The organism is Sphingomonas sp. NPDC079357, assembly GCF_044901155.1.
Classification (GTDB): domain Bacteria; phylum Pseudomonadota; class Alphaproteobacteria; order Sphingomonadales; family Sphingomonadaceae; genus Sphingomonas.
Genome location: NZ_JBJDOM010000001.1, coordinates 497,581 through 521,989, shown reverse-complemented (window position 1 = coordinate 521,989; position 24,409 = coordinate 497,581). Strand labels below are relative to the sequence as shown.

The 24,409-nt window shown below is 63.3% G+C and carries 28 protein-coding genes and 1 tRNA gene; 15 read left to right on the top strand and 14 right to left on the bottom strand.

Annotation, left to right across the window (positions count from 1 at the left end; all coding sequences use genetic code 11):
* Positions 1-43 precede the first annotated feature (43 nt).
* The 3 genes from ACI2JO_RS02340 (at position 44) to ACI2JO_RS02330 (ending at position 2,159) form a co-directional block, all read left to right on the top strand.
* Complete coding sequence (locus ACI2JO_RS02340) at positions 44-364, top strand: FYDLN acid domain-containing protein (RefSeq protein WP_028965402.1); 321 nt, start codon at positions 44-46, stop codon at positions 362-364.
* An 84-nt stretch (positions 365-448) separates the two neighbouring features.
* A tRNA-Ala gene (locus ACI2JO_RS02335) sits at positions 449-524 on the top strand.
* 90 nt (positions 525-614) lie between these two features.
* Positions 615-2,159, top strand: a complete 1,545-nt coding sequence (locus tag ACI2JO_RS02330; protein ID WP_404719141.1) for a DUF6538 domain-containing protein — start codon at positions 615-617, stop codon at positions 2,157-2,159.
* Between the two features lie 604 nt (positions 2,160-2,763).
* Here the strand turns inward: ACI2JO_RS02330 and ACI2JO_RS02325 are convergent.
* The 6 genes from ACI2JO_RS02325 to ACI2JO_RS02300 all read right to left on the bottom strand — a co-directional run bounded on the left by ACI2JO_RS02325 (position 2,764) and on the right by ACI2JO_RS02300 (position 6,730).
* Complete coding sequence (locus ACI2JO_RS02325; RefSeq protein ID WP_404719140.1) at positions 2,764-3,597, bottom strand: hypothetical protein; 834 nt, start codon at positions 3,595-3,597, stop codon at positions 2,764-2,766.
* Entirely contained in the window at positions 3,594-3,983 is a 390-nt protein-coding gene (locus ACI2JO_RS02320) for a hypothetical protein (protein ID WP_404719139.1), read from the bottom strand. The genes ACI2JO_RS02325 and ACI2JO_RS02320 overlap by 4 nt, the downstream gene beginning before the upstream one ends.
* A gap of 185 nt (positions 3,984-4,168) precedes the next feature.
* Positions 4,169-4,369 carry a hypothetical protein gene (locus ACI2JO_RS02315; RefSeq protein WP_404719138.1) on the bottom strand — a complete coding sequence of 67 codons (201 nt, stop codon included), beginning with the start codon at positions 4,367-4,369 and terminating at the stop codon, positions 4,169-4,171.
* Between the two features lie 11 nt (positions 4,370-4,380).
* Positions 4,381-4,905: a hypothetical protein gene (locus ACI2JO_RS02310; protein WP_404719137.1), complete on the bottom strand. Its 525-nt coding sequence runs from the start codon at positions 4,903-4,905 to the stop codon at positions 4,381-4,383.
* A gap of 27 nt (positions 4,906-4,932) precedes the next feature.
* Positions 4,933-5,202, bottom strand: coding sequence for a hypothetical protein (locus ACI2JO_RS02305; RefSeq protein WP_404719136.1), 270 nt, complete (start codon positions 5,200-5,202; stop codon positions 4,933-4,935).
* A gap of 952 nt (positions 5,203-6,154) precedes the next feature.
* Positions 6,155-6,730, bottom strand: a complete 576-nt coding sequence (locus tag ACI2JO_RS02300) for a recombinase family protein (RefSeq protein WP_404719135.1) — start codon at positions 6,728-6,730, stop codon at positions 6,155-6,157.
* 371 nt (positions 6,731-7,101) lie between these two features.
* Here ACI2JO_RS02300 and ACI2JO_RS02295 point away from each other — a divergent pair, with 371 nt between their 5' ends.
* Positions 7,102-8,103 (top strand): hypothetical protein, encoded by a 1,002-nt coding sequence (locus tag ACI2JO_RS02295; protein ID WP_404719134.1) that lies wholly within the window; start codon positions 7,102-7,104, stop codon positions 8,101-8,103.
* A 271-nt stretch (positions 8,104-8,374) separates the two neighbouring features.
* On the opposite strand, the gene ACI2JO_RS02290 is transcribed toward ACI2JO_RS02295, so the two are convergent.
* Positions 8,375-8,956, bottom strand: a complete 582-nt coding sequence (locus ACI2JO_RS02290; protein WP_404719133.1) for a histidine phosphatase family protein — start codon at positions 8,954-8,956, stop codon at positions 8,375-8,377.
* A 165-nt stretch (positions 8,957-9,121) separates the two neighbouring features.
* On the opposite strand from ACI2JO_RS02290, the gene ACI2JO_RS02285 reads away from it, so the two are divergent.
* The 7 genes from ACI2JO_RS02285 (at position 9,122) to ACI2JO_RS02255 (ending at position 15,981) form a co-directional block, all read left to right on the top strand.
* Positions 9,122-10,234 carry an NAD-dependent epimerase/dehydratase family protein gene (locus ACI2JO_RS02285; protein ID WP_404719132.1) on the top strand — a complete coding sequence of 371 codons (1,113 nt, stop codon included), beginning with the start codon at positions 9,122-9,124 and terminating at the stop codon, positions 10,232-10,234.
* On the top strand, positions 10,231-11,298 hold the full coding sequence (locus ACI2JO_RS02280; RefSeq protein WP_404719131.1) for an SDR family NAD(P)-dependent oxidoreductase: 1,068 nt from the start codon (positions 10,231-10,233) through the stop codon (positions 11,296-11,298). Before ACI2JO_RS02285 ends, ACI2JO_RS02280 begins: the two co-directional genes overlap by 4 nt.
* Positions 11,299-11,312: 14 nt before the next feature.
* On the top strand, positions 11,313-12,380 hold the full coding sequence (locus ACI2JO_RS02275) for a glycosyltransferase family 4 protein (RefSeq protein WP_404719130.1): 1,068 nt from the start codon (positions 11,313-11,315) through the stop codon (positions 12,378-12,380).
* Positions 12,377-13,489: a glycosyltransferase gene (locus ACI2JO_RS02270; protein ID WP_404719129.1), complete on the top strand. Its 1,113-nt coding sequence runs from the start codon at positions 12,377-12,379 to the stop codon at positions 13,487-13,489. Before ACI2JO_RS02275 ends, ACI2JO_RS02270 begins: the two co-directional genes overlap by 4 nt.
* Positions 13,486-14,574 carry a glycosyltransferase gene (locus ACI2JO_RS02265; protein WP_404719128.1) on the top strand — a complete coding sequence of 363 codons (1,089 nt, stop codon included), beginning with the start codon at positions 13,486-13,488 and terminating at the stop codon, positions 14,572-14,574. The genes ACI2JO_RS02270 and ACI2JO_RS02265 overlap by 4 nt, the downstream gene beginning before the upstream one ends.
* Positions 14,574-15,641 (top strand): glycosyltransferase, encoded by a 1,068-nt coding sequence (locus tag ACI2JO_RS02260; RefSeq protein ID WP_404719127.1) that lies wholly within the window; start codon positions 14,574-14,576, stop codon positions 15,639-15,641. Before ACI2JO_RS02265 ends, ACI2JO_RS02260 begins: the two co-directional genes overlap by 1 nt.
* A 67-nt stretch (positions 15,642-15,708) precedes the next feature.
* Positions 15,709-15,981: a CsbD family protein gene (locus ACI2JO_RS02255; protein WP_404719126.1), complete on the top strand. Its 273-nt coding sequence runs from the start codon at positions 15,709-15,711 to the stop codon at positions 15,979-15,981.
* Between the two features lie 61 nt (positions 15,982-16,042).
* Here ACI2JO_RS02255 and ACI2JO_RS02250 read toward each other — a convergent pair whose 3' ends face one another.
* Positions 16,043-16,783, bottom strand: coding sequence for an NAD-dependent deacylase (locus tag ACI2JO_RS02250; protein WP_404719125.1), 741 nt, complete (start codon positions 16,781-16,783; stop codon positions 16,043-16,045).
* A gap of 428 nt (positions 16,784-17,211) precedes the next feature.
* Complete coding sequence (rpsD, locus tag ACI2JO_RS02245; protein ID WP_335310901.1) at positions 17,212-17,826, bottom strand: 30S ribosomal protein S4; 615 nt, start codon at positions 17,824-17,826, stop codon at positions 17,212-17,214.
* A 180-nt stretch (positions 17,827-18,006) separates the two neighbouring features.
* Here rpsD and ACI2JO_RS02240 point away from each other — a divergent pair, with 180 nt between their 5' ends.
* Positions 18,007-18,309 carry a chorismate mutase gene (locus ACI2JO_RS02240; protein WP_404719124.1) on the top strand — a complete coding sequence of 101 codons (303 nt, stop codon included), beginning with the start codon at positions 18,007-18,009 and terminating at the stop codon, positions 18,307-18,309.
* A gap of 119 nt (positions 18,310-18,428) precedes the next feature.
* On the opposite strand, the gene ACI2JO_RS02235 is transcribed toward ACI2JO_RS02240, so the two are convergent.
* Complete coding sequence (locus tag ACI2JO_RS02235; protein WP_404719123.1) at positions 18,429-19,169, bottom strand: murein L,D-transpeptidase catalytic domain family protein; 741 nt, start codon at positions 19,167-19,169, stop codon at positions 18,429-18,431.
* 212 nt (positions 19,170-19,381) lie between these two features.
* Here ACI2JO_RS02235 and ACI2JO_RS02230 point away from each other — a divergent pair, with 212 nt between their 5' ends.
* Positions 19,382-19,957, top strand: a complete 576-nt coding sequence (locus tag ACI2JO_RS02230) for a L,D-transpeptidase family protein (protein ID WP_404719122.1) — start codon at positions 19,382-19,384, stop codon at positions 19,955-19,957.
* Between the two features lie 7 nt (positions 19,958-19,964).
* On the opposite strand, the gene ACI2JO_RS02225 is transcribed toward ACI2JO_RS02230, so the two are convergent.
* The 3 genes from ACI2JO_RS02225 to ACI2JO_RS02215 all read right to left on the bottom strand — a co-directional run bounded on the left by ACI2JO_RS02225 (position 19,965) and on the right by ACI2JO_RS02215 (position 22,069).
* The gene (locus ACI2JO_RS02225; protein WP_404719121.1) at positions 19,965-20,741 is read right to left on the bottom strand and encodes a TSUP family transporter; all 777 of its coding nucleotides are present in this window, start codon (positions 20,739-20,741) and stop codon (positions 19,965-19,967) included.
* 61 nt (positions 20,742-20,802) lie between these two features.
* Positions 20,803-21,201 (bottom strand): DUF6165 family protein, encoded by a 399-nt coding sequence (locus tag ACI2JO_RS02220; RefSeq protein ID WP_404719120.1) that lies wholly within the window; start codon positions 21,199-21,201, stop codon positions 20,803-20,805.
* Complete coding sequence (locus ACI2JO_RS02215) at positions 21,158-22,069, bottom strand: glycosyltransferase family 9 protein (RefSeq protein ID WP_404719119.1); 912 nt, start codon at positions 22,067-22,069, stop codon at positions 21,158-21,160. The genes ACI2JO_RS02220 and ACI2JO_RS02215 overlap by 44 nt, the downstream gene beginning before the upstream one ends.
* A 120-nt stretch (positions 22,070-22,189) precedes the next feature.
* Here ACI2JO_RS02215 and ACI2JO_RS02210 point away from each other — a divergent pair, with 120 nt between their 5' ends.
* Positions 22,190-22,978, top strand: a complete 789-nt coding sequence (locus ACI2JO_RS02210) for a TIGR04290 family methyltransferase (RefSeq protein WP_404719118.1) — start codon at positions 22,190-22,192, stop codon at positions 22,976-22,978.
* Positions 22,975-23,892 carry a glycosyl hydrolase gene (locus ACI2JO_RS02205; protein WP_404719117.1) on the top strand — a complete coding sequence of 306 codons (918 nt, stop codon included), beginning with the start codon at positions 22,975-22,977 and terminating at the stop codon, positions 23,890-23,892. Before ACI2JO_RS02210 ends, ACI2JO_RS02205 begins: the two co-directional genes overlap by 4 nt.
* Here the strand turns inward: ACI2JO_RS02205 and ACI2JO_RS02200 are convergent.
* Positions 23,867-24,376 carry a DUF1003 domain-containing protein gene (locus tag ACI2JO_RS02200; protein WP_404719116.1) on the bottom strand — a complete coding sequence of 170 codons (510 nt, stop codon included), beginning with the start codon at positions 24,374-24,376 and terminating at the stop codon, positions 23,867-23,869. The two genes, ACI2JO_RS02205 and ACI2JO_RS02200, sit on opposite strands and share 26 nt — an antisense overlap.
* Positions 24,377-24,409 lie beyond the last annotated feature (33 nt).

The window sequence follows — 24,409 nt, the reverse complement described above, 5'->3', positions numbered from 1 at the left end:
GGGCGACCTGTTTGATCCACCCATCCGAAAGGCTTTTCACGGCATGATCCAGCCGGAATGGGGCACGAAGCGTACGTGCCCGAAATGCGCGACGCGTTTCTACGACCTCCAGAAGGACGAGCCCGTCACCTGCATCAACTGCGGTTATGCATGGCAGCCGGAGCCGATCCTCAAGTCCAAGCAGCCGCTGCCGTTCGAGGCCGCCAAGCCCGACAAGGAGAAGGTCGACGCCGATCTGGCCGGTGACGACGAGGATCTGGACACCGGTGAAGACGAGGAGCCCTCGCCCGACGACGAGGTCGATCTCGGCGGCGACGACGACTTGGGCGTCGAAACCAGCAACGAAGACGACGAAAACAACTGACCTTCCAAAAAGCTTGGCGAGCGGTGAAATTGCCGCTTGCCAAGCCGGCAGCCCCCGGTTAGTGGGCTGCCTCCCGGACGGAATGGGGCCGTAGCTCAGCTGGGAGAGCGTCGCAATGGCATTGCGAAGGTCAGGGGTTCGATCCCCCTCGGCTCCACCATCCTGTCCAAGCTGTTGAAATTGCAGCAAATCATTGCGAAACCTAGGGTTTTTACAGGCGTCTAGTACAAAGGTACGAGGCCGATACCCGATGTGTTCCTACCTCCACCGTGCGCCCAATGGCGTCTATTATTTCCGCATGGGGATACCTGCGGACCTGCGTCCCTTCATGGCCGGGAAGCGGGAGATTAAGCGGTCGCTCGGTCTAAAGGATCGGGAGGCTGCAAAGGCCGTGATACCCGACATGACGAAAGCGGCTCATGCCCTGCTGAGGCAAGCTGAGCGTGATCGTGACTCGGCTGCAAAGCCTGCTCCCAAGCCGTTGCCTCCCAAATCCGCCGCTGCATTGGAGCGGGAGCGGAGCCGGTGGGAAGCTGAGCAAGAGCAATCCGACTACATAGCCGATACCCTGTTCGCCTCCGACATGGAGATAGAGCGGCTTTCCCCTATCATGGACGCCGTTGCGGCTGGGATCGAGCCGGATGCCCCCGTGTCCGATATCGTCAGGGCCGGGAAGCTGGCCGTGGAGCATGAGCGGGAGAATGCCAGAGCGTTGGTCGCCAGCCTTCATGCCCGCTACGGACAGGATGACCGCGCGTCAGCAAATCAAAATCAAGCCGTAGAGTGCCAGCCTGCTACCGACTCGGGGCTGTATCTCGACAAGGATATCCTAGACCGCTGGGCTACCGAGCGCGGTGTGGTCCAGAAGGGCAAGGATACCCATCGGGCCGTAGCCGAATGGTTCTATGCGCGGACGGAGCGCAAGCCGGTCGAGCGAATCACTAGGCAGGACGTGCTGGCGTTCAAGGACAAGCTGCTCGCTGAGGGGCAGTCCGTCGCCAATACGAACATGAAGCTGTCCCGGCTGCGGACCCTGCTAGGCTGGGCGTACCAGAACGATCTAGCGGCATCGAACGTAGCTGAGGGGATCAGCGTCAAGGTTGCCGATAGCGGGAAGGGCAAGCGGCTTCCCTTTGCATTGGACGAGCTACAGGCGATCTTTGCCAGCCCGGTCTATGCCAATGGTGAGCGTCCCAAAGGCGGGAAGGGGGAAGCTGCCTATTGGCTCCCGCTGCTCGGTCTGTTCACCGGGGCAAGATTGGAAGAAATGGGGCAGCTTCGCGTGGCAGACGTGCAGCGCCGGGAGTATCCCGATCAAGATGGCAAGATGCTTGCGGGTTGGTTCCTTCATATCACTGAGGCTACCGACGACCGAGGGCAAGCTAACCGGATCAAGAACGCTGCCAGTGAACGGCTGGTGCCGCTGCATCCTGAGCTAGAGCGGCTGGGCTTCATTGCATACGTCCAGAAGCTCAAGGATCAACAGGGCAGAGTATTCCCGGACCTTGTGCCAAATATCTATGGCCGTCTTACTGCTAAGTGGGGAGAATGGTTTAGCCCCTACATGCGAAATGTCTGCGGCATCACCGACAAGAGAAAGGTGTTTCACTCATTCCGTCACACCTTCAAGGATTACAGCCGTAGGTCTAAGATGCCTGAGGGAGTGCAGCGGCAAATCATGGGCCATGCCGGTAAGGATGTAGCGGACGATTACGGCAGCGGCTATGATCTTCACAGCTTAGCGGAAGCGATGGCATCTTACCGGGTGCCGGGATTAATGATAAAGGGAGGCTGAATGAATAACACAATCAAGGCCGCGGTCATCATAGCAGTTGGATTGATTGTGGCGGCCTGTATTCAAGCCTACTTTTCACCCTACCAAAGCTGTGTTCGTGGTATCCGTGCTATGGCCAAGCCCGATGCTCCCGCTGCAAAGCCCGGATATGCTGAGGCATACTGCGCTAGGCCGAGGTTCCACTAGAAGGCGAACATACAGATACCCGTCCGGCCCCAGCGAAGCCCGTCAGGACTCATGTGGAAGCGTTCGGGTATCTGTAGGTCGGGATCGTGGAAAGCCTCTCAGCGACTCTCCTAGGGCAAATTAGAGCGGATGCCGATCAGGCGTCGCAAGCGTCGCAGAGGGCAAACTCTTCCGTGCTGGCGTGGGGCAATGAGCGGCCGCAATGCTCGCATACCGATACAAGGCTTATGCCCTCGTCGTCGCCATCGTCAGCCTCACGGTTGGCCAACTCAGCGGCTAACTCTTCCGGGCTGTAATCGTCTGGATCAAGGCCCGCTCTCTTAGCGGTAAGCCAGTGTTGTCTCTCAGCATCGGTAAACGACATAGCTATCTCCTGCTGAGAGAAGCGTGCCCATCAAACCGTTAAGAGTCGGTGGCTTCAGGCCTCATAGCCAAGCGGGACGCCAGCCTCTCGGCGAGCCTGCTCCCCGGTCGGCGCGATGCGGACGCCGGTTGCCGACTGCATATAGGTCAGATCGCCAACGGGAGTGCCATGCGACCGGCGGGCGGCTTCCCCGGTCTGAGCGACCCGAATGCCGGTGGCGTCCTGTCCGCCTCGGTAGGGATCATAGCCGGTCATGCTCTGCCCCGCCTGTGGACCGCTGGGAGCCTGTGCAACGAGGGTGTAGCCGGTCGGACCCATGACCCACTGTGGACCCGTTGCCGGTGCCTGAGCGGGCGCTGCGGGAGTCTGTGCGGCGGGGCTGGGAAGGCCATTGAAGGCGAACGAGCTATTGGCGGTTTGCCCCGGTGCGAGCGTGGACGCATCGGGTACGTCAGGCAATTCGGCGAAGGCTTCGCTGCTGGTGCCAAGGGCATCGTCAATGGTCCAGTTGGCGGCATCGGCCTCGGTCACTTCGCCCTTGCTGATCGCCAGCGCTTTGGCATCCTCAAGGATCATGGGAGCGAGGCTATCAAGGTGACTGTTATCGCCACTGTCATTGTAGGCAGTAAGCGCCTTGTCGTACAGGGCTACCGTAGCATCGTCGCTATGGTGGATCAGATCGACAGCGGTATGCAACGTATTCCCCATAGCAGGGACGCGGGCAATAAAGCCGTCGATTGCAGTCTTGTAGGCGATGTTGGCGGGGAAGCCCTTGGCCAATTCTGCCTGAGCCTGCTTCTGGACAGTGCGGGGATTGTGCCCGTGCAATGCAATCATCGAAAGAGCCGCCTTGACCTTGATGGCTTGGCGGGGAGTCAGTGCGGTCATGATTGTTCCTTGAGTGTATCGAGAATGTGGGGCTTTGCCGGCTTGGCGGCGGGGGCCGGATCAACGTCGCCTATGGTCGAGACGGGCGGGATGATCCCCTTACGGATCGCGGCGGCGAGATACTGGAATGCAAACTTGCAATCTTTGGCCCCAAGGTACGGGCGGCCAGCAGCTTCCCAGAGGGCGCGTACATCAGCGGCCATGCGGCGTGCTATGTCTTGGGCATCTTCTGGTAAGTCATAGAGTGCAGGCGGCACGGGTTTGTCTGCTAACTTCGGCCAGTTGGCCTCATGTTCGGCAGCGTGCCTTGTGAGCAGAACGGATAGATTGGCGACTTCGACCGGAATGAGTGCGGCAGTAAGGGCAGGATTGGGCGTGACCTTCATCAGCCATGCCGATACGCCGGACCATTCAAGATGGGCTTTGACAGCATCACCATACGGTCCTGCTCTTTGCACCAGATCGTCTAGCGTCTCTGGAAATACTCGCCAGCCCGCTGGCCTGTGATCCTTTGGGAATGAGCGGGGAGGCTTGGGTGCCTCTCCCGTTCCCCAATCATGCAGATCAGCCATTATGCCTTGGGGCTGGCGAGTTTGGCGGCGGCGGCGGCGCAGGCCTGGAAGAACGCTGCCAGCGTAGCAGTCTGTAGAGTGGCCTTGCCCTTATTAGCGCGCACGGCATCCTCTACGATATTGATACTCTTGGCTGCTCGCCGACGTAGCTTGATGCCGCCAGCGACAACGCCGGGATAGGGGAGGGTGGTGACTAGCAAATCACTGATCCTTAGGCTGCGAGTGCGCCCCAATTGCTCTTGAAGAAGCCACGGGCTTTGCTCTGTAGGTAGATGGACATGGCTTCCCGTGGATTTCCGGGAGCAAGATCCATGATAACGGAAGGGATTGCCTGAGGCTTTACGGAAACGAGATAATCGTAAACGTCGTCAGGAAGGGCAGCAAAGCCGCTACATTCATGCTGCTTCGGAACGCTGTCCTTGAGGATCATGTCCCACGTCTTCGCCGTGTAGCGAATCTTAAAGCTGGTGCTAATCAGGTTGTCACCGGCCTCGAATGTACTGGTGACAGTGATATCGGAGTACCGGCTAAGGCGTTCCTCACGTTCCTTGTCAGCCTGATCGGCCAATGCGGTGGCGAAGCGGTCCTTTGCGGACTGTAGAGCCTTATCAAGCTCGTTAGCCTTCGTCATCGCAGGCTTGCCAAGTACGTCGATAAGCGCATTCACCCGGCGAAGATCGGCGCTAAGAGACTCAATCTCATTGGCGATATCTGAGATGTTGTCGGTAATGGTCATGGTAAATCCTTTGAGATATGGGGGCGATTAGTTGTGTGGAGCAAAAGCGCGGACGCCTAGCTTCTCATCGCGGTATGGGCGGGTGGTGCCGCTATCCTTGTCGAGCGCAGCCATCATGGCGTTGATCCTGTTACGTCGAGGACCGGGGCGACCACGGCGAACAAAGTCGGGTAGCTCTACGCCAAGAGCTTCCAAGGCGAAGCGAACGCCAATGGTCACACGGCGATCAGTGGAAGCAAGGTAAAGCGCCACCTTGTCATTATCGAGGCGGCTCATGTCGATAGTCGTCATGGTCATAGTCAATCCTTTGGATAGATTTGTACTGTCCCAGCAAAAGAAACAGATAGCGCGCTTGCAGGTAAGCAAACGGGAACAGGCATATTGCGGGTATGGAGAGGGTTCGCCTGCTAGTGACCAACTAGGGCAATGCTATCACTAGCAGGCTGGCAATTGCTCAGGGCCGTTGGGCTTCAATGGTTTAATGAGCAATGCGTATGTGGAGGATCATTCCTCAGATAGGCTCAGTCAGAAGCATAGCGTAGGCCCAAACAGGAAAGGGATTAGCTATCTGAGCCTATCAGAAGAATGGATCGTGTATGACAATCAGAGGATGAAGTCATAGAACAGGATACATAACTAGTATGATCCTAGATTAGAAATATTGAGCTGTATCATCGGCCCCCCTACCCCCCAAAGCTTCCAATATGGAGCTTACCCGCAATGCAGGTATGGAGATAATTCGACCACTTAACGGTAGGCCGAATGCCTAGGTTACGGTCAGTGGAGGCGCTGAACAGCCCGCATGATCCTGAGTTAGAATATACGTCGCTTGTAGAGCATCGGCCGATATCCATGCGCTGTCCCTAAGGACGGCACACCCCTTCGCTTTCGCTAACCATCGCTGGCTGTGGATATCTACAGTTACGCACTGTCAGGCGTGTCCCGGCCTAAACGGGAGCTAGCGGTGATGAATGGTGTCTCATGTTGAAGGGTGCCGAATTGTACCGGGACCGGCATCCATAACGAGCGCCTTCGGGCGGACGCGTTTAGATCGTTCCTAACGGTCCCAAATTGTCCCGGTACATCGGCGGGGAGATTGGCCAGCCCCTCACAGGCCCGCACAACGCCGCCACGGCATCCCGGCTAGGTCGATGCCCTGAGCTTCCCGGATCGACTCTCACGGCCTCCGCTGGGCGAATGCGCGGGCCTTCCCGTCGCCTGTCCGATCCCAGCCCGTCGAGTACCCGGCTTACCCGGCGCAATACCGGGATACCGTCGCCTTTGAGATACCGAAATGCGCCATTGTCTGACTGATCGAAGCGCCATTCTCCTTTCGCCATTCGGCAACGGCTTTGGCATCAGCAGCGAACGGACGGCCTAGGCCAGCCTTGCCCCGGTGCGTCAGCCCCGTTGCATCCAGCGAAGCGCGAGCAGCTACCCGCCCACTGTCGCACCGTTCCTTGATCCGCTGCCGTTCCATGTCAGCCATCTGGGCTAGGACAGCGACGATCAACTCCCCGACGCCACGGCCAATGGGTCCAAGCCCCTTAACGTCCAAGGTAACCCCACGGTCTAGCAGCTTCCGTACCGTGGCCTGTACGTCCAAGGCATCGCGCCCCAGCCGGTCGAGGGCATAAACGTAGAGCGTGTCGCCCTCCCGAATGTAGTCGAGCAGCTTAGCGAAGCCGGGGCGGTCAGCAGCGAGGATCGCACCGCTTATGCCTTCATCGGTAAACTCACGGTCGAAGCCGTCACCCAACGCCTTGCGCTGGGCTTCAATGCTCTGGGCTTCTGTCGATACACGGAAGTAGGCAACGCGGCTCATGGTGCTATCCTCACAAGGTATGCCTGATATGTGAGGCAGTATCACAACCCTGTCAAGTACCTTGTGAGGTAGGCGGCAATGATCCAATCGGCATGACTCATAAGCTACAACTTGCGAGGCAAGGTGTTGGCAGGGTCAGCGATCCGACTTGGCTGGGGCTTGGCATTGATGACACGCCACGCCGGGAGAACGAACCGCGCGCGATAATGCAGGTCGCGCTAGGCGTGTCATATTCGTGACCGGGCAGGGTGGGGGTACGGGGAGATAGGGCGCTCAGAATTGTCTGATTGCCCTCTCGCAAATCTCTAGCGAAAATAGGTCGCGGGCGGTTAGCATTAGACTTGTGCAATCCTGCTTTTGAAAGGAGCCAAATGCGGACGGTTTTTGTGGTCGGGGCAGGTGCTAGCATTGAGTTCAAAGGCAATGGCTCAATGCCAATTGGCTCACAGCTGGCTATTCAGATTGAAAGCCTGCTAGATGAGGACATTCACGAGCAAAGGATGGGTGGCTCGGGGCCGATATCGAGGGCTCTAATGCAGCATGGTGGAATGGTCAGTCTTCATGTTGCTGCCATGATGCGCATTCGGCAGAGTATTCAGTCAAAGAATTCCGTCGATGACTTTATAAATGAGTGGTCCGATTTTCCCAAGCTGCCTGAGGTGGCTAAGCTCTGTATCGCTGAATGCATATTGAGGGCGGAAGGTAATAGCTTGCTCGCAAACTTAAATGGCGATGGATACAACGATGCAGCGGTTCTGAGAACGCTTCGTGAAACTTGGCTTGGTCAACTTGTGCGACTTATAAATCCGAATGTTCCAAGAAGAGATGTTGCAGGGAGCCTTTCAGGTGTGGCGTTCGTAACGTTCAATTACGACAGATGCATCGAAATGTTTCTTTATAGTCACTTCGTATCAACCCTAGCCCTTTCGCAGGAACAAGCTATTGCTGCCCTGCAAAGCATTCCAGTGCATCACGTGTATGGAAGCCTTGGAAAGCTTGGCCAAATTGCTTCAAATGGTGTTGTATTCGGGGCTGAGAGAAGTGCTGGGTATGCCAGTCGTGATATTAAGACCTATTGCGAGAAGATTGGCAGCGATCAGCAGAAAGCAATCTACGATGAAATTGCTAAAGCCGATAGAATTGTAATGCTTGGTTGTGCTTACCATGCCCAAAATCTTGATCTTCTGTTTGGCAGTGCCCCTCGGATTGGTAAAAAGGTATGGGGAACCGCTGTCAATTTGCCAAGCAGGAGAGTCAGGGCGGTAGAAGAATACTTTGGAAACGCTGGAGCCGATTTGGCGCTGACAGGGAGCGGGTGCGCGGAGATGCTAACTCAGTGGGACGAGCAAATCTTTGACGACGATCCTGTGTAATCTGCAACGAGCAAGGATGGCTCCCTTGCCCCAGCTAGTACAAAAGCCTAATACAGCCGCCCCAACGCTCCGAAAAATATCCTTTGTTTATCAGTGGTTACGGGGTTGCGAGCCGATCCCCCTCGGCTCCACCATCTCCGTCGAGGCTGCCGATATGGTAGCCAATTCCTGAAATCGGTGACGTCGCGCGATGTACGACGTGCATCGGCGCGCCAGCGCCTTCCCGATGCCCCGCGCGCGTTCGCGATGCCCGAGCCGCGGCGGCCGCGGGTTACAGCCCGCGCTCGTTCAGCGCCGACAGGTGTGCGCCGTCACCTTCCAGCACCAGCGTCGTCACCGACCCCGGATCGCATCCCAGCGAGAAGATGCGGTCGAGCGGCAGGCCGACATAATGTGCGACCACCCCACGGATCACATCGCAATGGGACACGCACAGGGTCACGCCATGCGGGCACCCGGCAACGAACGCCACCGCACGCGACACCGCTTCGCCCATCGTCTCGCCCGAAGGGCAGCGTGCCGTCGCACGCTCGGCGTTCCATCGGTGCCAGTCCGGATCGTCGTCGAGCGCGGCGAACGATCGGCCGGTGAACGTCCCGAAATCCACCTCGTCCAGCGCCTCCTCGACCGACACCGGCAGGGCCAGTCGCGCCGATACCACCGCTGCGGTTTCCCGGGTGCGCGCTCGCGGGCTGGTAACGATCCGCGTCACTCCACGCCGCACGACCAGCCGCGCCAATGCTTCAGCCTCCGTCTGTCCCTGCAAATCGAGGGAAATGGCGGAACGACCGCTCAGCACATGCCCGACTTCTTGATGATGCCCGTGACGGGCAAGCAAAACTATTCTGGCCATGTCGGCTTGATCTGTATCAACTTTTCAAGCACGTCCATGAAAATTACGCTATCGCAACAATTTATGGAACCAAGCTAAGTAGAAGATGTTCTTCCTGACGCAATCAACCAGCAATGCGCGTGCGTGTCATTGATGGAGATCAAGTGCGGGGCGGGAGGAATATTCGTGGAAACCATTCTCATCACCGGCGGGGCCGGCTTCATCGGGCGTTTCGTTGCCGATGAATTGTTGGCGCGCGGCCATGAGGTGCGGGTTCTCGACAGTCTGATCGAGCAGGTCCACGGCGATTGCGAGCGCCCGCCGCTTCTCAACGATGCGGTCGAGCTGATCCGTGGCGACGTGCGCAACGGCGATGTCGTCAGCAAGGCGCTCGACGGCGTCGACAGCGTGATCCACCTCGCCGCCGAAGTCGGCGTCGGTCAGTCGATGTACGAGGTCGAGCGCTATACCTCGACCAACGACGTCGGCACCGCGGTGCTGTTCGAAAAATTGATCGACAAGCCGGTGCGCCGCGTCGTCACCGCTTCGTCGATGTCGATCTATGGCGAGGGGCTGTATCGGGACGCCGATGGCAATCTGGTGCAGGACGCCGAGCGCAAGGGCTTGCGCGACGGGCTGACCAATTGGGAGCCGGTCGACGCGCAGGGCCGCCCGCTGACGCCCGTCGCGACCCCGGAGTGGAAACAGCCGAACCTCGCCTCGATCTACGCGCTCAACAAATATGTGCAGGAGCGCACCACGCACATCATGGCCGCGCCTTATGGGATCGAGGGTGTGTGCCTGCGGCTGTTCAACGTCTACGGCCCCGGTCAGGCGCTCTCCAATCCGTACACCGGCGTACTCGCGATCTTCGCCTCGCGGCTGCTCAACGGACAGAAGCCGATGATCTTCGAGGACGGCGAGCAGCGCCGCGACTTCGTCCATGTCAGCGACGTCGCGCGTGGCTTCGCCGATGCGCTGTTCCTCCCGCAGGCGGTCGGCGGCACGTTCAACATCGGCTCGGGCCACGATCGTTCGGTGACCGAGGTTGCGACCGAACTGGCCAAGGCGATGGGCAAGAACGATCTGGCGCCGGAGATCGTCGGCAAGGCGCGGATCGGCGACATTCGCCACTGCTTCTGCGACACGACGCTGGCGCAGGAGCGGCTCGATTTCCGCGCCACGCAGGACTTCACCGCCGGGCTCGCCGAACTCGCCGAATGGGTTGCGGAGCAGACCGCCGAGGACAAGGTCGCGACGATGCGCGCCGAGCTCGAGCGCCGCGGGCTGGTCGCATGAGGGGGCCGGTGCTGGTTACCGGCGGCGCCGGGTTCATCGGCTCGAACCTCGCCGACCGGCTCGCTGGCGAAGGGCATGACGTGGTCGTCTACGACGCGCTCGCGCGCGCGGGTGTCGAGCGCAATCTGGCATGGCTGCGCGCCCGCCATGGCAGCCGCATCCGCTTCGTCCATGCCGATGTGCGCGATGCGGCGCGACTTGCTGACGAGGTCGCGGGCGCGTCGGCGGTGTTCCACTTCGCCGCGCAGGTGGCGGTGACCACCAGCCTCGACGACCCCGCCGACGATTTCACCACCAACATTACCGCCACCTTCCAGTTGCTCGAGGCGATCCGCACCCGCGCGGCGCACGTGCCACTGATCTTCGCCTCGACCAATAAAGTGTATGGCGACTTGGCAGACCTCGAGTTCGTGCTGGAGGACGAGGCCTATCGCCCCGTCGACTCGCAGGTTCGCGCGCACGGGATCGGCGAGGCACGTCCGCTCGACTTCCACACGCCCTACGGCGTGTCGAAGGGCGCCGCCGACCAGTATGTCCTCGATTACGCGCGCAGCTTCGGGCTGAAGACCTGCGTGTTCCGGATGAGCTGCATCTACGGCCAGCGCCAGATGGGCACCGAGGATCAGGGGTGGGTCGCACACTTCCTGATCCGGGCGCTGAACGGCGAGCCGATCACCTTGTACGGCGACGGCCATCAGGTCCGCGACGTGCTCGACGTGCGCGATGCGGTGAACGCTTATATCGCGGCATGGCACCGCATCGACGATGTCGCGGGCCGCGCCTTCAACCTCGGCGGCGGCCCCGACAATGCGGTCAGCCTGCGTCAGTTGCTCGCGCATATCGCGACGCTCACCGGCCGCCCCGTCGATGTCCGCTATTCGGGCTGGCGCGCGGGCGACCAGCGCTATTTCGTCGCCGATGCGCGCGCCGCCGCCGCGACGCTTGCGCTGCCGGAACGCCGCGATTGGCGCGAGGGCGTCGGCGCGCTGGCCGACTGGTTACAACGTGAACATGCCGCTTCCCTCTCGACCGCCGACGCACCGGCGATCGAGGTCGCTGCGTGACAGGACGGCTGTTGATGACCGCCGACGCGGTCGGCGGCGTCTGGCAATATGCGATCCAGCTGGCCGCCGATCTGGTCCGCACCGGCTGGTCGGTCGACCTCGCCACGCTCGGTCCCGCCCCCTCGGCCGCGCACCACGCGCAGGCCGACGCGGCGGGCGTCACGCTCATCGACACGCGCCTCCCGCTCGACTGGCTCGCCAGGGATGCGGAGGCAGTCGCGGTCGCCGCCGACGCGGTCGCTGCGCTTGCCGCAGCACGAGCGGTCGACATCGTCCAGCTCAACCAGCCCGCGCTCGCGATCGCCGATTTCGCGATGCCGGTCATCGCGGTCGTGCATAGCTGCGTCGCGAGCTGGTGGGACGCGGTCGAGCACGGCCCGCTCCCCGCCGATCTCGCCTGGCAGACCGGGCTGGTCGCGAGCGGTCTCGCCCGCGCCGACGCGATTGTCTGCCCGACCCGCGCCTTCGCCGCGACGATCCAGCGGCTCTACGCGCTGCCCGTCGCGCCGCGCGCGATCTACAATGGCCGCACGCTCCCGCCCGCCACCGGCGCGCTCGACGCGCGCGTCTTCACCGCCGGGCGGTTGTGGGATCGCGGCAAGAACATCGCCACCCTTGATCGCGCCGCCGCGATACTGCCGCTTCCGTTCCGTGCCGCCGGCCCCACGCGCGGGCCGCATGGCGAGCAGCACAAGCTCCACCACCTGGAACCGCTTGGCCGGATCAGCGACGCCGCGATCGCCGCCGCACTCTCGACCCGCCCGATCTACGCCTCCGCCGCATGGTACGAGCCGTTCGGGCTCGCAGTGCTGGAGGCGGCGCTGACCGGCTGCGCGCTCGTCCTGTCCGACATCCCGACCTTCCGCGAATTGTGGGACGGCGTCGCGACCTTCGTCGCCGCCGAGGATGCCGAGGGCTTCGCGCGCGCGATCGCCAACCTCGCCGCCGACACCGAGTTGCGGCTGGCGCGTGGCGCACTCGCCCGCACCCGTGCGCTCGATTACGCGACCGAGCAGACCACGCGCGCGATGGCCGCGCTGCTTGATCGCGTCACCGCCACCGGCGAGCGGGCCGCGGCATGAAGCTGGTCTACTTCACCCACAGCCTCGCCTCGTGCTGGAATCACGGCAACGCGCATTTCCTGCGCGGCGTGCTCTCCGAATTGATCGCGCGCGGGCACGACGTGCGCGTCTACGAGCCCGCCGGCGCGTGGAGCCTCGAAAACCTGCTCGGCGACCATGGCGAGGCCGGGCTGGACGCCTATCGCAATGCCTATCCCGAGCTGTCGTCGCAAACCTTCGCCCCCAACGCAGATGTCGCCGAACTGGTCGATGGTGCGGACGTGGTGATCGTCCACGAATGGAACGCGCACGATCTGGTCGCCGCGCTCGGCAAGCTCCGCCGCGATGGCGCGCGCTTCACGTTGCTGTTTCACGACACGCATCACCGCGCGGTCAGCGCGCCCGAGGAGATGCGCGCCTATGACCTCGACGGCTATGACGGCGTGCTCGCGTTCGGCGAGGCGCTGTCGCGCGTCTATCGCGAGTGGGGCTGGGGCGACCGCGTCTGGACGTGGCACGAGGCCGCCGACACGCGCCGCTTCTTCCCCGTAGAGGGCGAACAACGCGACGGCCTCGTCTGGATCGGCAACTGGGGCGATGGCGAGCGCACCGCCGAGATCGAAAACTATCTGCTCGCTCCCGCGCGCGACGCCGGGCTGCCGCTCGACATCTACGGCGTCCGCTACCCCGAAGAGGGCAAGGTGATGCTCGCTGCGTACGGCGCGCGCTATCACGGCTGGGCGCCCAACGCCGCCGCGCCCGCGCTCTTCGCACGCGCACTGGCGACCGTTCATGTGCCCCGCCGCTATTATACGACGATCCTCCCCGGCATCCCGACGATCCGCGTCTTCGAGGCATTGGCCTGCGGCCTCCCGCTCGCCAGCGCGCCGTGGAACGATGCCGAGCATCTGTTCCGCCCCGGCACCGACTTTCTCTTCGCGCGGACGCCCGACGAAATGACGCGCATCCTTCGCGACCTCCGTCATGATCCGGCCTTGCGGGCATCGCTTACCACCGCCGGGCTCGAAACCATCCTCGCACGCCACACCTGTGCACACCGCGTCGACGAATTGCTGGGTATTTTGGCCACGATCGACGCCCCCTCGCACTCCCGGAGCTTCCCCGCGTGAAGATCGCCTTCTACGGATCCAGTCTGCTGTCCTCCTATTGGAACGGCGCCGCGACCTACTATCGCGGCATCCTGCGCGCGCTCGGCGAACGCGGCTACGACATCACCTTCTACGAACCCGATGCGTTCGAGCGGCAACAGCATCGCGACATCGACCCGCCCGCCTATGCGAAGGTCGTCGTCTATCCCGCCACCCACGATGCCCTCCGTAACGTACTGGCTGAGGCCGAAAATGCCGACATCGTCGTCAAGGCGAACGGCGTCGGCGTCTTCGACCGCGAGTTGCTAGAAGGCATCATCGCCCACGCTCGCCCGGACGCACTCAAGATCTTCTGGGACGTCGATGCCGCCGCGACTCTCGACGAGATGCGCGCCGATCCCGACCACCCGGTCACCGCCGCGCTGCCGCACCTCGACATGGTGCTGACCTATGGCGGCGGCGATCCGGTCGTGAACGCCTATCGCGGCTTCGGTGCGGTGGAATGTATTCCTGTTTACAATGCCTTGGACCCGCAGACTCACCACCCGGTCCCCGCCGACGAACGCTTCGCCTGCGACCTCGCTTTCCTCGGCAATCGCCTTCCCGACCGCGAGGCGCGCGTGGAAGAGTTCTTCCTCCGCCCCGCCGCATTGCTCCCGCAACAGCGCTTCCTGATCGGGGGAAATGGCTGGGATACGAAGACGATGCCGGGCAACGTCCGGCACCGCGGCCATGTCTTTACCGCCGAGCACAATGCCTTCAACTGCACGCCGCGCGCGGTCCTTAACGTCGCGCGCGACTCGATGGCGCACATCGGTTTCTCCCCCGCGACGCGGGTCTTCGAGGCCGCCGGCGCCGCGGCTTGCCTCATCACCGACGCATGGGAAGGGATCGAATTGTTCCTCACCCCCGACCGCGAAGTGCTGGTCGCGCGCGACGGACAGGACGTCGCCGACCATCTCGCCGCGCTGACCACCGAGCGGGCGCAGGCGATCGGGCAAGCCGCGCTCAGGCGCGTGCTGGCCGAACACACCTATGACCTGCGCGGCGCACAGGTCGACACGCTCTTCAAGGCGCACGCCGCCCGCCAGCGCGGGGCCGCGTGATGAAGCTCGTCGTCCTCGGCCTCTCGCTCAGTTCCAGCTGGGGCAACGGCCATGCCACCACCTTCCGCGCGCTGCTCCGCGCCTTCGCCGCGCGCGGGCATGACGTGCTGTTCCTCGAACGCGACATGCCCTGGTACGCCGCGCACCGCGACGAACCCGCGCCCGATTATTGCCGGCTCGAACTCTATGACAGCCTTGCCGCGCTGGCTGACTGGCGCGCCGAGATCGAGCAGGCCGATGCGGTGATGGTCGGCTCCTACGTTCCCGACGGGATCGAGGTCGGCAAGCTGGTCCAGCAATGGGCACGGGGCGTGACGACCTTCTACGACATCGACACGCCCGTCACGCTCGCCAAGCTGGCGCGCGGCGCATGCGATTACGTCTCGCCCGAGACGATCCCCGGCTATGACGTATATTGCTCGTTCACCGGCGGTCCGACGCTGCGGCTGATCGAGGAACGCTACAAGAGCCCCGCCGCGCGCGCGCTCTATTGCTCGGTCGATGCCGACCGCTACCGTCCGACCGGCGCGGACAAGCGCTGGGACCTGTCCTATCTCGGCACCTACAGCGACGATCGCCAGCCGACGCTCGAACGCCTGCTGATCGAGCCCGCGCGCCGCCATTCCGAGATGCGCTTCGTCGTCGCCGGCCCGCAATATCCCGCCACGATCGACTGGCCCGCCAACGTCGAGCGGATTGAGCATCTTGCCCCCGCCAACCACGCCGACTTCTATTCGGCGAGCCGCGCGACGCTTAACGTCACCCGCGCCGACATGATCGCCGCCGGCTGGTCGCCCTCGGTGCGACTGTTCGAAGCGACCGCTTGCGGCACACCGATCGTCTCGGATCGCTGGCAGGGGATCGACGAACTGTTGACGCCCGACACCGAAATCCTGCTCGCCGACACCAGCGACGATGTCGAGGCTGCACTCGCCCGCCCCGATCTCGACGCGATCGGCGCCGCCGGTCGCGCACGCGTGCTCGCCGAACATACCGCGCACCACCGCGCCGCCGAGCTGGAGGCGCACCTGCGCGAGGCAGCGGCGGCAAAGCTGGCAACCGTCTAGACCGCTAACGGAACGAACCGCCCTCGAGCCCGGTTATGCCCCGCGAACGCAAACAAGGAGATGTTCGATGAACAGCGACACGCTGACCGGCACGACCACCGACCTGGGCGGCAAGCTGAAGGAAGGCCTGGGCAAGGCATTCGGCGACGACAAGCTGCGTGCCGACGGTACCGCCGACCGGGCCGAGGGAACGGTCCAGAAGACGTACGGCGAGGCCAAGGACAGTGTTCGCCCCTTGATCGATCAGGCGCGTCGCTTCGTCAACGAGCGTCCGTTCGCCGCGGCTGCCGTCGGCGGCGTGATCGGCCTCGCGTTGCTCAACACGCTCCGCGGTAAGTGATCGCGGCTCGGGGAGCGTAGCAGTCGCTCCCCGAGCGGGTCTGTAGGCTGGCGCATCAACGTCAGCGCAGCCCGGCGATGTTATCGAGAAGAGTATCGACCCAGGCAGGGACCAGCGAACCGGCCGTACCAAGGCGTGTTTGGTGGAACCGGTCGCTCCCTTCTGACAGATCCAAATTCAGTTCCAGTGTTCTGGCACCATGGTGGCGCGCCGTCTGCACGAACCCTGCGGCTGGATACACCGCACCCGATGTGCCGATCGAGACGAACAGATCGGCCTCAGTTAGCGCCGCATCGATCCGCTCCATCTGGTACGGCATTTCCCCGAAAAAGACGATGTCGGGTCGTAGTGCCGGCGTATGGCAGTTGAGGCAAATGCTTCCGGGCGGCAGCGGGTTGCGCCACGATCGACGCGCACCGCAGGCGGCACAGAGTGCCGAACATAGTTCGCCGTGCATGTGCAACAGCCGGCGGGTTCCTGCGCGCTCGTGCAGGTCATCGACATTCTGCGTGACGACGAGCAGCTCGCCCCGCCATTCGCGGTCAAGTCGTGCCAATGCTTCATGTGCTGGATTGGGTCTAACATCCGCCAGGGCGGCCCGACGCAGATCGTAGAAGCCATGCACCAGCGCAGGATCGCGTCTCAGCGCCTCGGGCGTGCACACTTCCTCGATCCTGTAACCGTCGCTGCCATCGCCAACATCCCAATAGTTGATGCCGTTTCTGGTGCGGAAAGTGGGGACGCCGCTTTCGGCGGAGATGCCCGCGCCGGTGAGGATGACGATGTTGCGGTCAGGGGGCATCGGATCACCGTTTGCGAGGTCATATGAACGAACAAGCACTATAGCTGCTTTGACGTTCGTATTGATCACTGTCGCCGCCCGAGGATGAGCGACAGGCGGATTTAGAAAGTTAAGGCAACGGATTTCCTGACCGACCGATCTCAGCGATTCCTGTCACGAGGCACTATGGCGACGACCGCCGGCGCAGCCCAGTCGTAACGAAACCACGGGCCCTCGTAATCGAATCTGCACCATGTCCTTACATTGATCACCCGCGTCGTCCCTCGACCGGCGCCCGCGTGAAGATCATGACGCGGCGGCATCCGGCAGCTTGCCGTTGTCGACCTGCAGCCCTCATCACCCTGGCACGAAAAAAGGGCGGCCCCTTGGGGACCGCCCTTTGTCTTTTCAAACCATCCGCAGTGGCCATGGCCACCGGGCCAGGTCAATCAGCGCGAGTAGAACTCGACGACCAGGTTCGGCTCCATCTTCACCGGGTAAGGAACTTCGTCCAGCGTCGGAACGCGGACCAGCGTCACCTTGGTGTTGCCGTCCTGCGCGACATAATCCGGCACTTCGCGCTCGGCGAGGTTCTGCGCTTCCATGACCAGCGCCATTTCCTGCGCCTTGCTGCCCAGCGAAATCTCGTCGTTGATCGAGCAGCGACGCGACGCGACGTTGCACTTCACGCCGTTGACGCGAATGTGGCCGTGGCTGACCAGCTGACGCGCAGCCCAGATCGTCGGGGCGAACTTGGCGCGGTAGACGATCGCGTCGAGACGACGCTCCAGCAGACCAATCAGGTTCTGCGAGGTGTCGCCCTTCATGCGCGACGCTTCCTCATAGGCGTGACGGAACTGCTTCTCGGTCACGTCGCCGTAATAGCCCTTGAGCTTCTGCTTGGCGCGGAGCTGGATGCCGAAGTCCGACACCTTGCCCTTGCGGCGCTGGCCGTGCTGACCGGGGCCGTATTCACGCTTGTTGACCGGGCTCTTGGGACGGCCCCAGATGTTCTCGCCGAGACGACGGTCGAGCTTGTACTTGGCGCTATGGCGCTTCGACATGTAATTACCTTTGCAATAAGCGAACAACGTAGGTCCCGGTCTCGCGCCACATCCCGTAAACAAGATGCAGGCCCGCCGCTTCACCGGGATGCGGGGGCAATTGCGAAGCGGCGCGCCTAGCCGGGCAAGGCGCGCAAGTCAAGCTGGACAGATGCCGCTCCGCTCGCCAAGCAGCGCGGCATGAGCGAAATCCTGCCCGGCCAGCAATGCACCACGATGAGCGAGGTTCGCGCGGGCGTGGACGCGCTCGACCGCGAGCTGGTGGCGCTGCTGCGGCGACGGTTCGACTATATGGACGCGGCGGCGCGCATCAAGCCCGAGCGTGGCGCCGTACGCGACGAGGCGCGCAAGGCGCAGGTGATTGCGCAGGCGCGCGCCGAAGCGGAGCGGCTCGGCGTGCCCGCAGAGGCGGTCGCGGCGATGTGGGAGGAACTGGTCGAAGCGTCGATCGCGTATGAACTAGCTGCGTTTGACGTGCGCTGAGCAACGCCGTCCCGGGTTCCTCGAATGACTCAGGTGCGCGATCAGGAGCCGAGCTTGATCAGCGCGAACCGCATGAGGAAGTGGAGCCCCGGATCAGGCCCGGGGCGAGAAAGACGGCTTCACACCTTGGCGGCGTAGATCATCCGCCCCGGCCCGAGCCGCTCGAACACCTCGGTCAAGTCGTTCTCGCCCACCGCGAAACACCCCTGACTGCGCCCGAGCATGCCGCGCTCGCGGATCATGTCCGGATTGGCGTACCATGCCGCATGGACGACGATCGCGCGGTCCAGCGCATTGTTGTTTGTCCCGTCAAGACCCATCAGACGCTGCGAGCGACCATGCTTGCCGACGTAATAATCAGCGGTCGCAAATGCGCCTTCGCACGAGGCGTTCGAGCCGTTCTGGTTCGAAAAGCGCTGCAGATAGCCGGTGTGCGCCGGATCGGACCCGCTGCCGTGCGCGACCAGCTTCGATACGGTGTGCCCATCCTCGAGGTTGATCAGGTGGAAGCGCGGCGCGCTGGACCCGGTCGAAAAATCCGCCACCGCGATCCGGTCACGCTTGGCGATGCGGCTGCCGTGCTGCTCCAGCGCGGCCAGCGCCCGCTTGAGCAGCCGCGGGTTGACGCCCGGCGCGTCGATCGCCGGCTGCGTCGTCGCGCTGGCAACGGCGGGCTGGGTGATCGGCGTGGCCGACGGATGGAAGAAATCATCCGGGATCAGCGATTCAGGCGTTCCGCGACGCGCGCGGTCGCGCATCCCCGCCGAGACTGCACCCGGGATCATCAAGGCGCCGACGAATAATCCGCCGGTCTTCAGCAAAGCACGGCGTGACGACACCGTATCCTGCGACTGCATCATGAGTAATGTAAATCCCCACTCCAATGACGTCGATGTAGCATGGAACGGGTTAATTATCGTCAACGTTAACTGGTGTTTGCACCCGATCCCGGCGCATTTGCCGCAGATGCTGAACGCTTCGTCGCCCGGCACCGAAACGGTTGAGGCGCGTTGACAGATCGAAGGGGCCCGGACGGGCTGGGCTCCCCAGCCAACGTCGGAAAGCCACCGCCATGCGCCGAATCACTCCCTTTCTGCTCGCAGCGCTGCTGACGACCGGCGTCGTTGCGCCGGCGTCGGCCGATGGAGCGGACGCACTGGCGATCACCGAGGCGGCGGCCACCTTGCCACCCAATCATTTCGTATGGACCCCGGCGGCAGACGGTCCAGGCCGCGTGAGCATCCTGATCTCGATCCCCGATCAGCGCGCCTATGTGTTCAGGGGCAAGCAGTTGGTCGCCGCCTCGTCGGTGTCCACCGGTTCCGACGAACGCCCGACCCCAACTGGCACATTCACGATCCTGCAGAAAAAGGCGCAACATCGTTCCAGCCTGTATGACGATGCGCCGATGCCCTTCATGCAGCGGCTTACCTGGGATGGAGTCGCCTTGCATGCCGGGCGCAATCCCGGTTTTCCGGCGTCACACGGCTGCATCCGCCTGCCTACCGCCTTCGCCAAGAAGCTGTTCTCCGCAACGCAGCTCGGCGCGACCGTCGAGGTCACCGAGGAGGCCTATGTCGCGGGGGTAGTCCTGCCCGGCGGCAATGCGGAAGATATGGCGCGCGCGAACGAATATGCCAGCCGGTAAGGGATCCTCAGCGCAGCCACGTCCATAGGGGGTTTGCAGGGTCCGACAACAACTTGATCGTCAGCGCGATCGACATGACGACGAGCAGGTATCGCACGCCCCTGCCACCGAAGCGCAACGCCGCCCAGGCGCCGCATTGATTGCCCGCGACGTTGGCCGCCGCCATCGCACCGCCCAGCAGCCAGAACACTTTACCACCCGCGATCATCGCGGTGAGCGCAGCGATGTTCGTCGCCAGATTCAGAAATTTGGTATTTGCGATTGCGCGCACCAGCCCGAGGCCGCCTAGTGCAACCAAGGCGGTCGTCAGGAACGATCCGGTGCCTGGCCCGAAGAAGCCATCGTAGAAGCCGAGCAGCGTGGTCATGACGGTCAGCCCCCGGCGCCCTAGCCGGGCGTGGCGATCCGCCTCGCTCATGGGTGGCGCGAGCAGGAAGTAGAATGCCATCGAGATCAACAGCACCGGGACGAACGCCGCGAGAAAGCGAGGATCGACGTGCTGCACCGTCACCGCGCCCGCAATCGATCCGCTGAACGCACCGGCGGCGGGCAGGGCGAAGCGGCGCAGATCGACGTGCCCCGCACGCCAGAAGGTGAGGAAAGCGGAGCCGGTACCCACCGCGCTTTGCAACTTGTTCGTCGCCAATGCCGAAACCGGCGGCACGCCGGCTGCCAACAGCGCCGGGATCGTCAGCAATCCGCCACCGCCGGCCAGTGCGTCGATCGCGCCTGCCACGAACGCGACGAGGACGAGGAAGGCGAAGATGTCGGGGCCGAAGTGCATCGCCAGGCCTTAAGCCGCACCTGGGCCTTGCGACCACCCCGAATACGAGCTTGCCCGTGGGCTAGTTCAATGCCGCGTAGCTCTTCTCTTCGATAAGGTCCGATTCCAGCGCGACATTGATCGCGCGCTTCAGTGCCGCGCGCTCGTCATTCTTGACATACACCGCGCGCGCCAAGCGGATGAACTCGCCGCCGAAGCTGCGCGCGGCCTCCTCGCGGCGGATGGCGTCCTCGATCTCCCACAAATCCTCGTTGACCGATTTCAGCCGCGCATAGAGCGGCGCAACCTCATCCTGCCCAAGAACGCCCGCGCCGATCCGCGACAGCAGCGAGTGTTCGCGCGCGACATTGGCGCGGGCGTCGGCGCGGTCGATGCGATGTTGCTTGATCTCGAGGATCGTGATCTTGTCGAGCAACTCACCCCAGGACACGGGCACGGACGGGCTGGGGAGGCTGGCCATGGTCTTCTCCTTGAAACGTGTCGAGATCGCGCGCGACCGCCGCCACCGGGGTCTGCCAGTCACCGGCGCGCGGCTGCGCATAGAGGCGGGTGTGCGGGTACCAGGCGCTGTCGCGGCGGGCGGGGTCCCAGCGCCAGTCGGGAGCGGCCCTGAGCAACAGCCACGTCGGGCGCCCCAGCGCGCCGGCGAGATGCGCGATCATCGTGTCGACGGTGATGACCAGCGCGCAGCCGGCGATCAGCGCGGCCGTCGCTGGCAGGTCGAACGGGCAGCCCTCGGGATTGATGACCGGCAGCGTGGTCGGCGCGCTGACCAGCGACAGGCACCTGTGCCGCGACGCAATCGATTCGAGCAGCGCGGGCGGCACCCAGCGTTCGGCGTCCCAGTCGCCCGCCTGCCAGCACAGCCCGATCGTGTTCGCGGGAAGTGGGGCGGGGGCGGCGTCCAGATAGGGGACGGGCACGTCTCGCGGTGTGCAGCGGAGCGCGGCAGAAAGCTCGGTGATCTCGATATCGCAAGCCGACGGCGGCAGCGGGTGCGTAACGTCGAAGGCGGCGAGCGTGACACCGGGGAAGCGCAGCAGGGCATGGAGTCGCGCCGGTGCCTCGACCGTGACCGATCGCGCGCGCTGCGCGAGCACCGGGAGGAAGCGCGCGAATTGCAGCGTGTCGCCGAGACCGTGATAGCAGCGTACCAGCACCTCGCGATCGTCAACCGCCCGGCCATCCCACACCCAGCGCTGGTGATAAGCGAGCGCCGGATCGTCGCGGGTCGCCGGATCACGAGCGGCGAGCACATCCCGTTCGATCGCCCAAGCGTCCTCGTAGCGCTCCTCGCGCATCGCCTGGATCCAGCCGTGATCGCTCATCCAGCCGCAAACGCTGCACACCCCGGCGGCGGTTCCGAACTATTAAGTTGAGCGAGATCAAGCAGGTGGAACGTGCCTGTCGAAGGATAGTTGATGCTCCCGAAGGGTGACGGGGGATTGATGACCGAATATTTGCGCGCGCGGGTCGCTGAGCTCGCCCCATGGTTCCACAACATCCATCTGCCCGGCGGCGTGCAAACCGCGCCTGATCATTTTTTGCTCGACTATCCCGGCAACAAGTTCGCTGAATTCGGCGTCTGTCTGCCGGAGGATCTGACCGGCAAGACCGTCCTGGACATCGGCTGCAATGCCGGCTTCTATTCGGTCGAGATGAAGCGGCGGGGCGCGGCGCGGGTGGTCGGCATCGACTCCGACGACCGCTATCTCGCGCAGGCGCGGCTGGCGAGCGAAGTGCTCGGGTTCGCCGACAGCGTCGAGTTCCGGAACCTGTCGGTCTATGACGTCGCGCAGCTCGGCGAACGGTTCGATCTCGTGATCTTCATGGGGGTGCTGTACCATCTGCGGCACCCGTTGCTGGCGCTCGACCTGATCCGCGAGCATGTCGCGGGCGACCTGATGCTGTTCCAGACGATGCAGCAGGGGTCGAAGGACGAGGCGCGGGTGCCCGAGGATCATCCCTTCTACGTGCCGGGCACATGGACCCCGCCCGACTATTTCGACGACCGCGACTATCCGAAGCTGCACTTCATCGAGCGCAAGTTCGCGGGCGACTGGACCAATTGGTGGGCGCCGAACCGCGCCTGTTCTGAAGCGATGCTGCGCGCCGCCGGCTTCACGGTGACCGCGCATCCGCAGGACGACGTCTATCTCTGCCGCGTCAGCGACGTGCCCTTTGCCGAGCACGGGCCGGCGGCAGTCTATCCAAGCAAGGGGGGAGTGCGCGCGTGATCGAAGCCGCGATGATCTGGAACGAGCCGAACAACAAGTCGCACTGGGACCCGGAGGTCGACCCCGACTGGTCGCTGTTCGCGGATACCGTCAAACGCGCGGGGGCGTCGATTGCGGCGGTCAATCCGGCGGTGACGCGCGTGCTGGGCGGCATGTCGCCGATCGATCCACTGTGGGTGAAGCGGCTGGAGGGGCATGGCTGCCTCGACGCGGTCGACGTGATCGCGGTGCACGGCTTCCCGCTCGACTGGAACCTTTGGTCGATCCACGACTGGCCCGCCAAGATCGCCGAGATCGAGGCGGTGACCGACAAGCCGGTGTGGGTGACCGAGGTCGGGGTCGGCTCGTTCGGGGCCGAGGAGGTGCAGGTGTTCGGGGTCGAGAAGACCGCCGAGTTGCTGATTGGTCGCGTGCCCCGCATCTACTGGTATTCACTGTTCGACCTGCCGCAGGAGTGGGGCGCGACCACGCGCCACCGCGAGGCGGAGGGATCGAGCTATTACCGGCATTTCTACATGGGGCTGATCCGCGAGGACGGCACGCCGAAGCCGTCGCTCGACAGCTATGCCAAGGTCGCGTCGGAGATGGGGCTGATGCAATGGTTCCATTTCGAGGACCCGCGGCTCGACGATGCGGTCGCGTGGATGAAGCGGCTGGGGACGAAGAAGCTGCGCACCGGGCTGAGCTGGGCCGACAGCTTCCGCCCCAATGCGGTCGACTGGTTCGACCGGCAGATGGAAGCGCTTGCGGAGTTCGACACGACCGTCACTTTCTGCTTCACGCCCGAGCATCTCGGCATCCAGCCGCACCACACCAGTGCGGCGCGCGATCCGCAGGCGTTCGCGGATTTCTGCGCGTGGATGATCGACCGCTACGCGCCCGCAGCGGTCACGAACCAGAAGGCGGTGGCGTAATCCGGTCGAGCGTGTCGAGCACGTCCTCGGCGCGCACGTCGCGCTCGATCTCCGGTATGTCGTCGGGGGGCGCGACCCCGACGCGTTCGGCGATCTGCCGGATCAAAGCGGTCAGCCGCGACAGTTCGTGCTCGGCGAGCAGGTTGATGTGGAGATCGAGGTCGGCGCGCGCCTGCGCCTGCGTGGCCATGCGGTTCTGGCTGATGAGGACGAAGGTGGACAAAAAGATCGCCTCCACCGACGCGATCATCGCCAGCACGACGAAGGTCGGGTCGAATTTGGGCGACAGCCAGAGATTCCACACGATCCAGCCGCCGAAGAAGGTCAGGTGCAGCGCAACGAAGGTCATCGAGCCGGTGAAGGCGGTGATCCGTCCGGCCAGCCGCTCCGACCACGGGGCGTCGGCCTCGACTCGGCGCTGGCGCTCGGCAAGGCGATGGATGTTGTCGGCGAGCGCGCCGTTCAGATCACGCGGTTCATTCATGGAAAGTCCAACGATTGTCGTACGATAATGGAA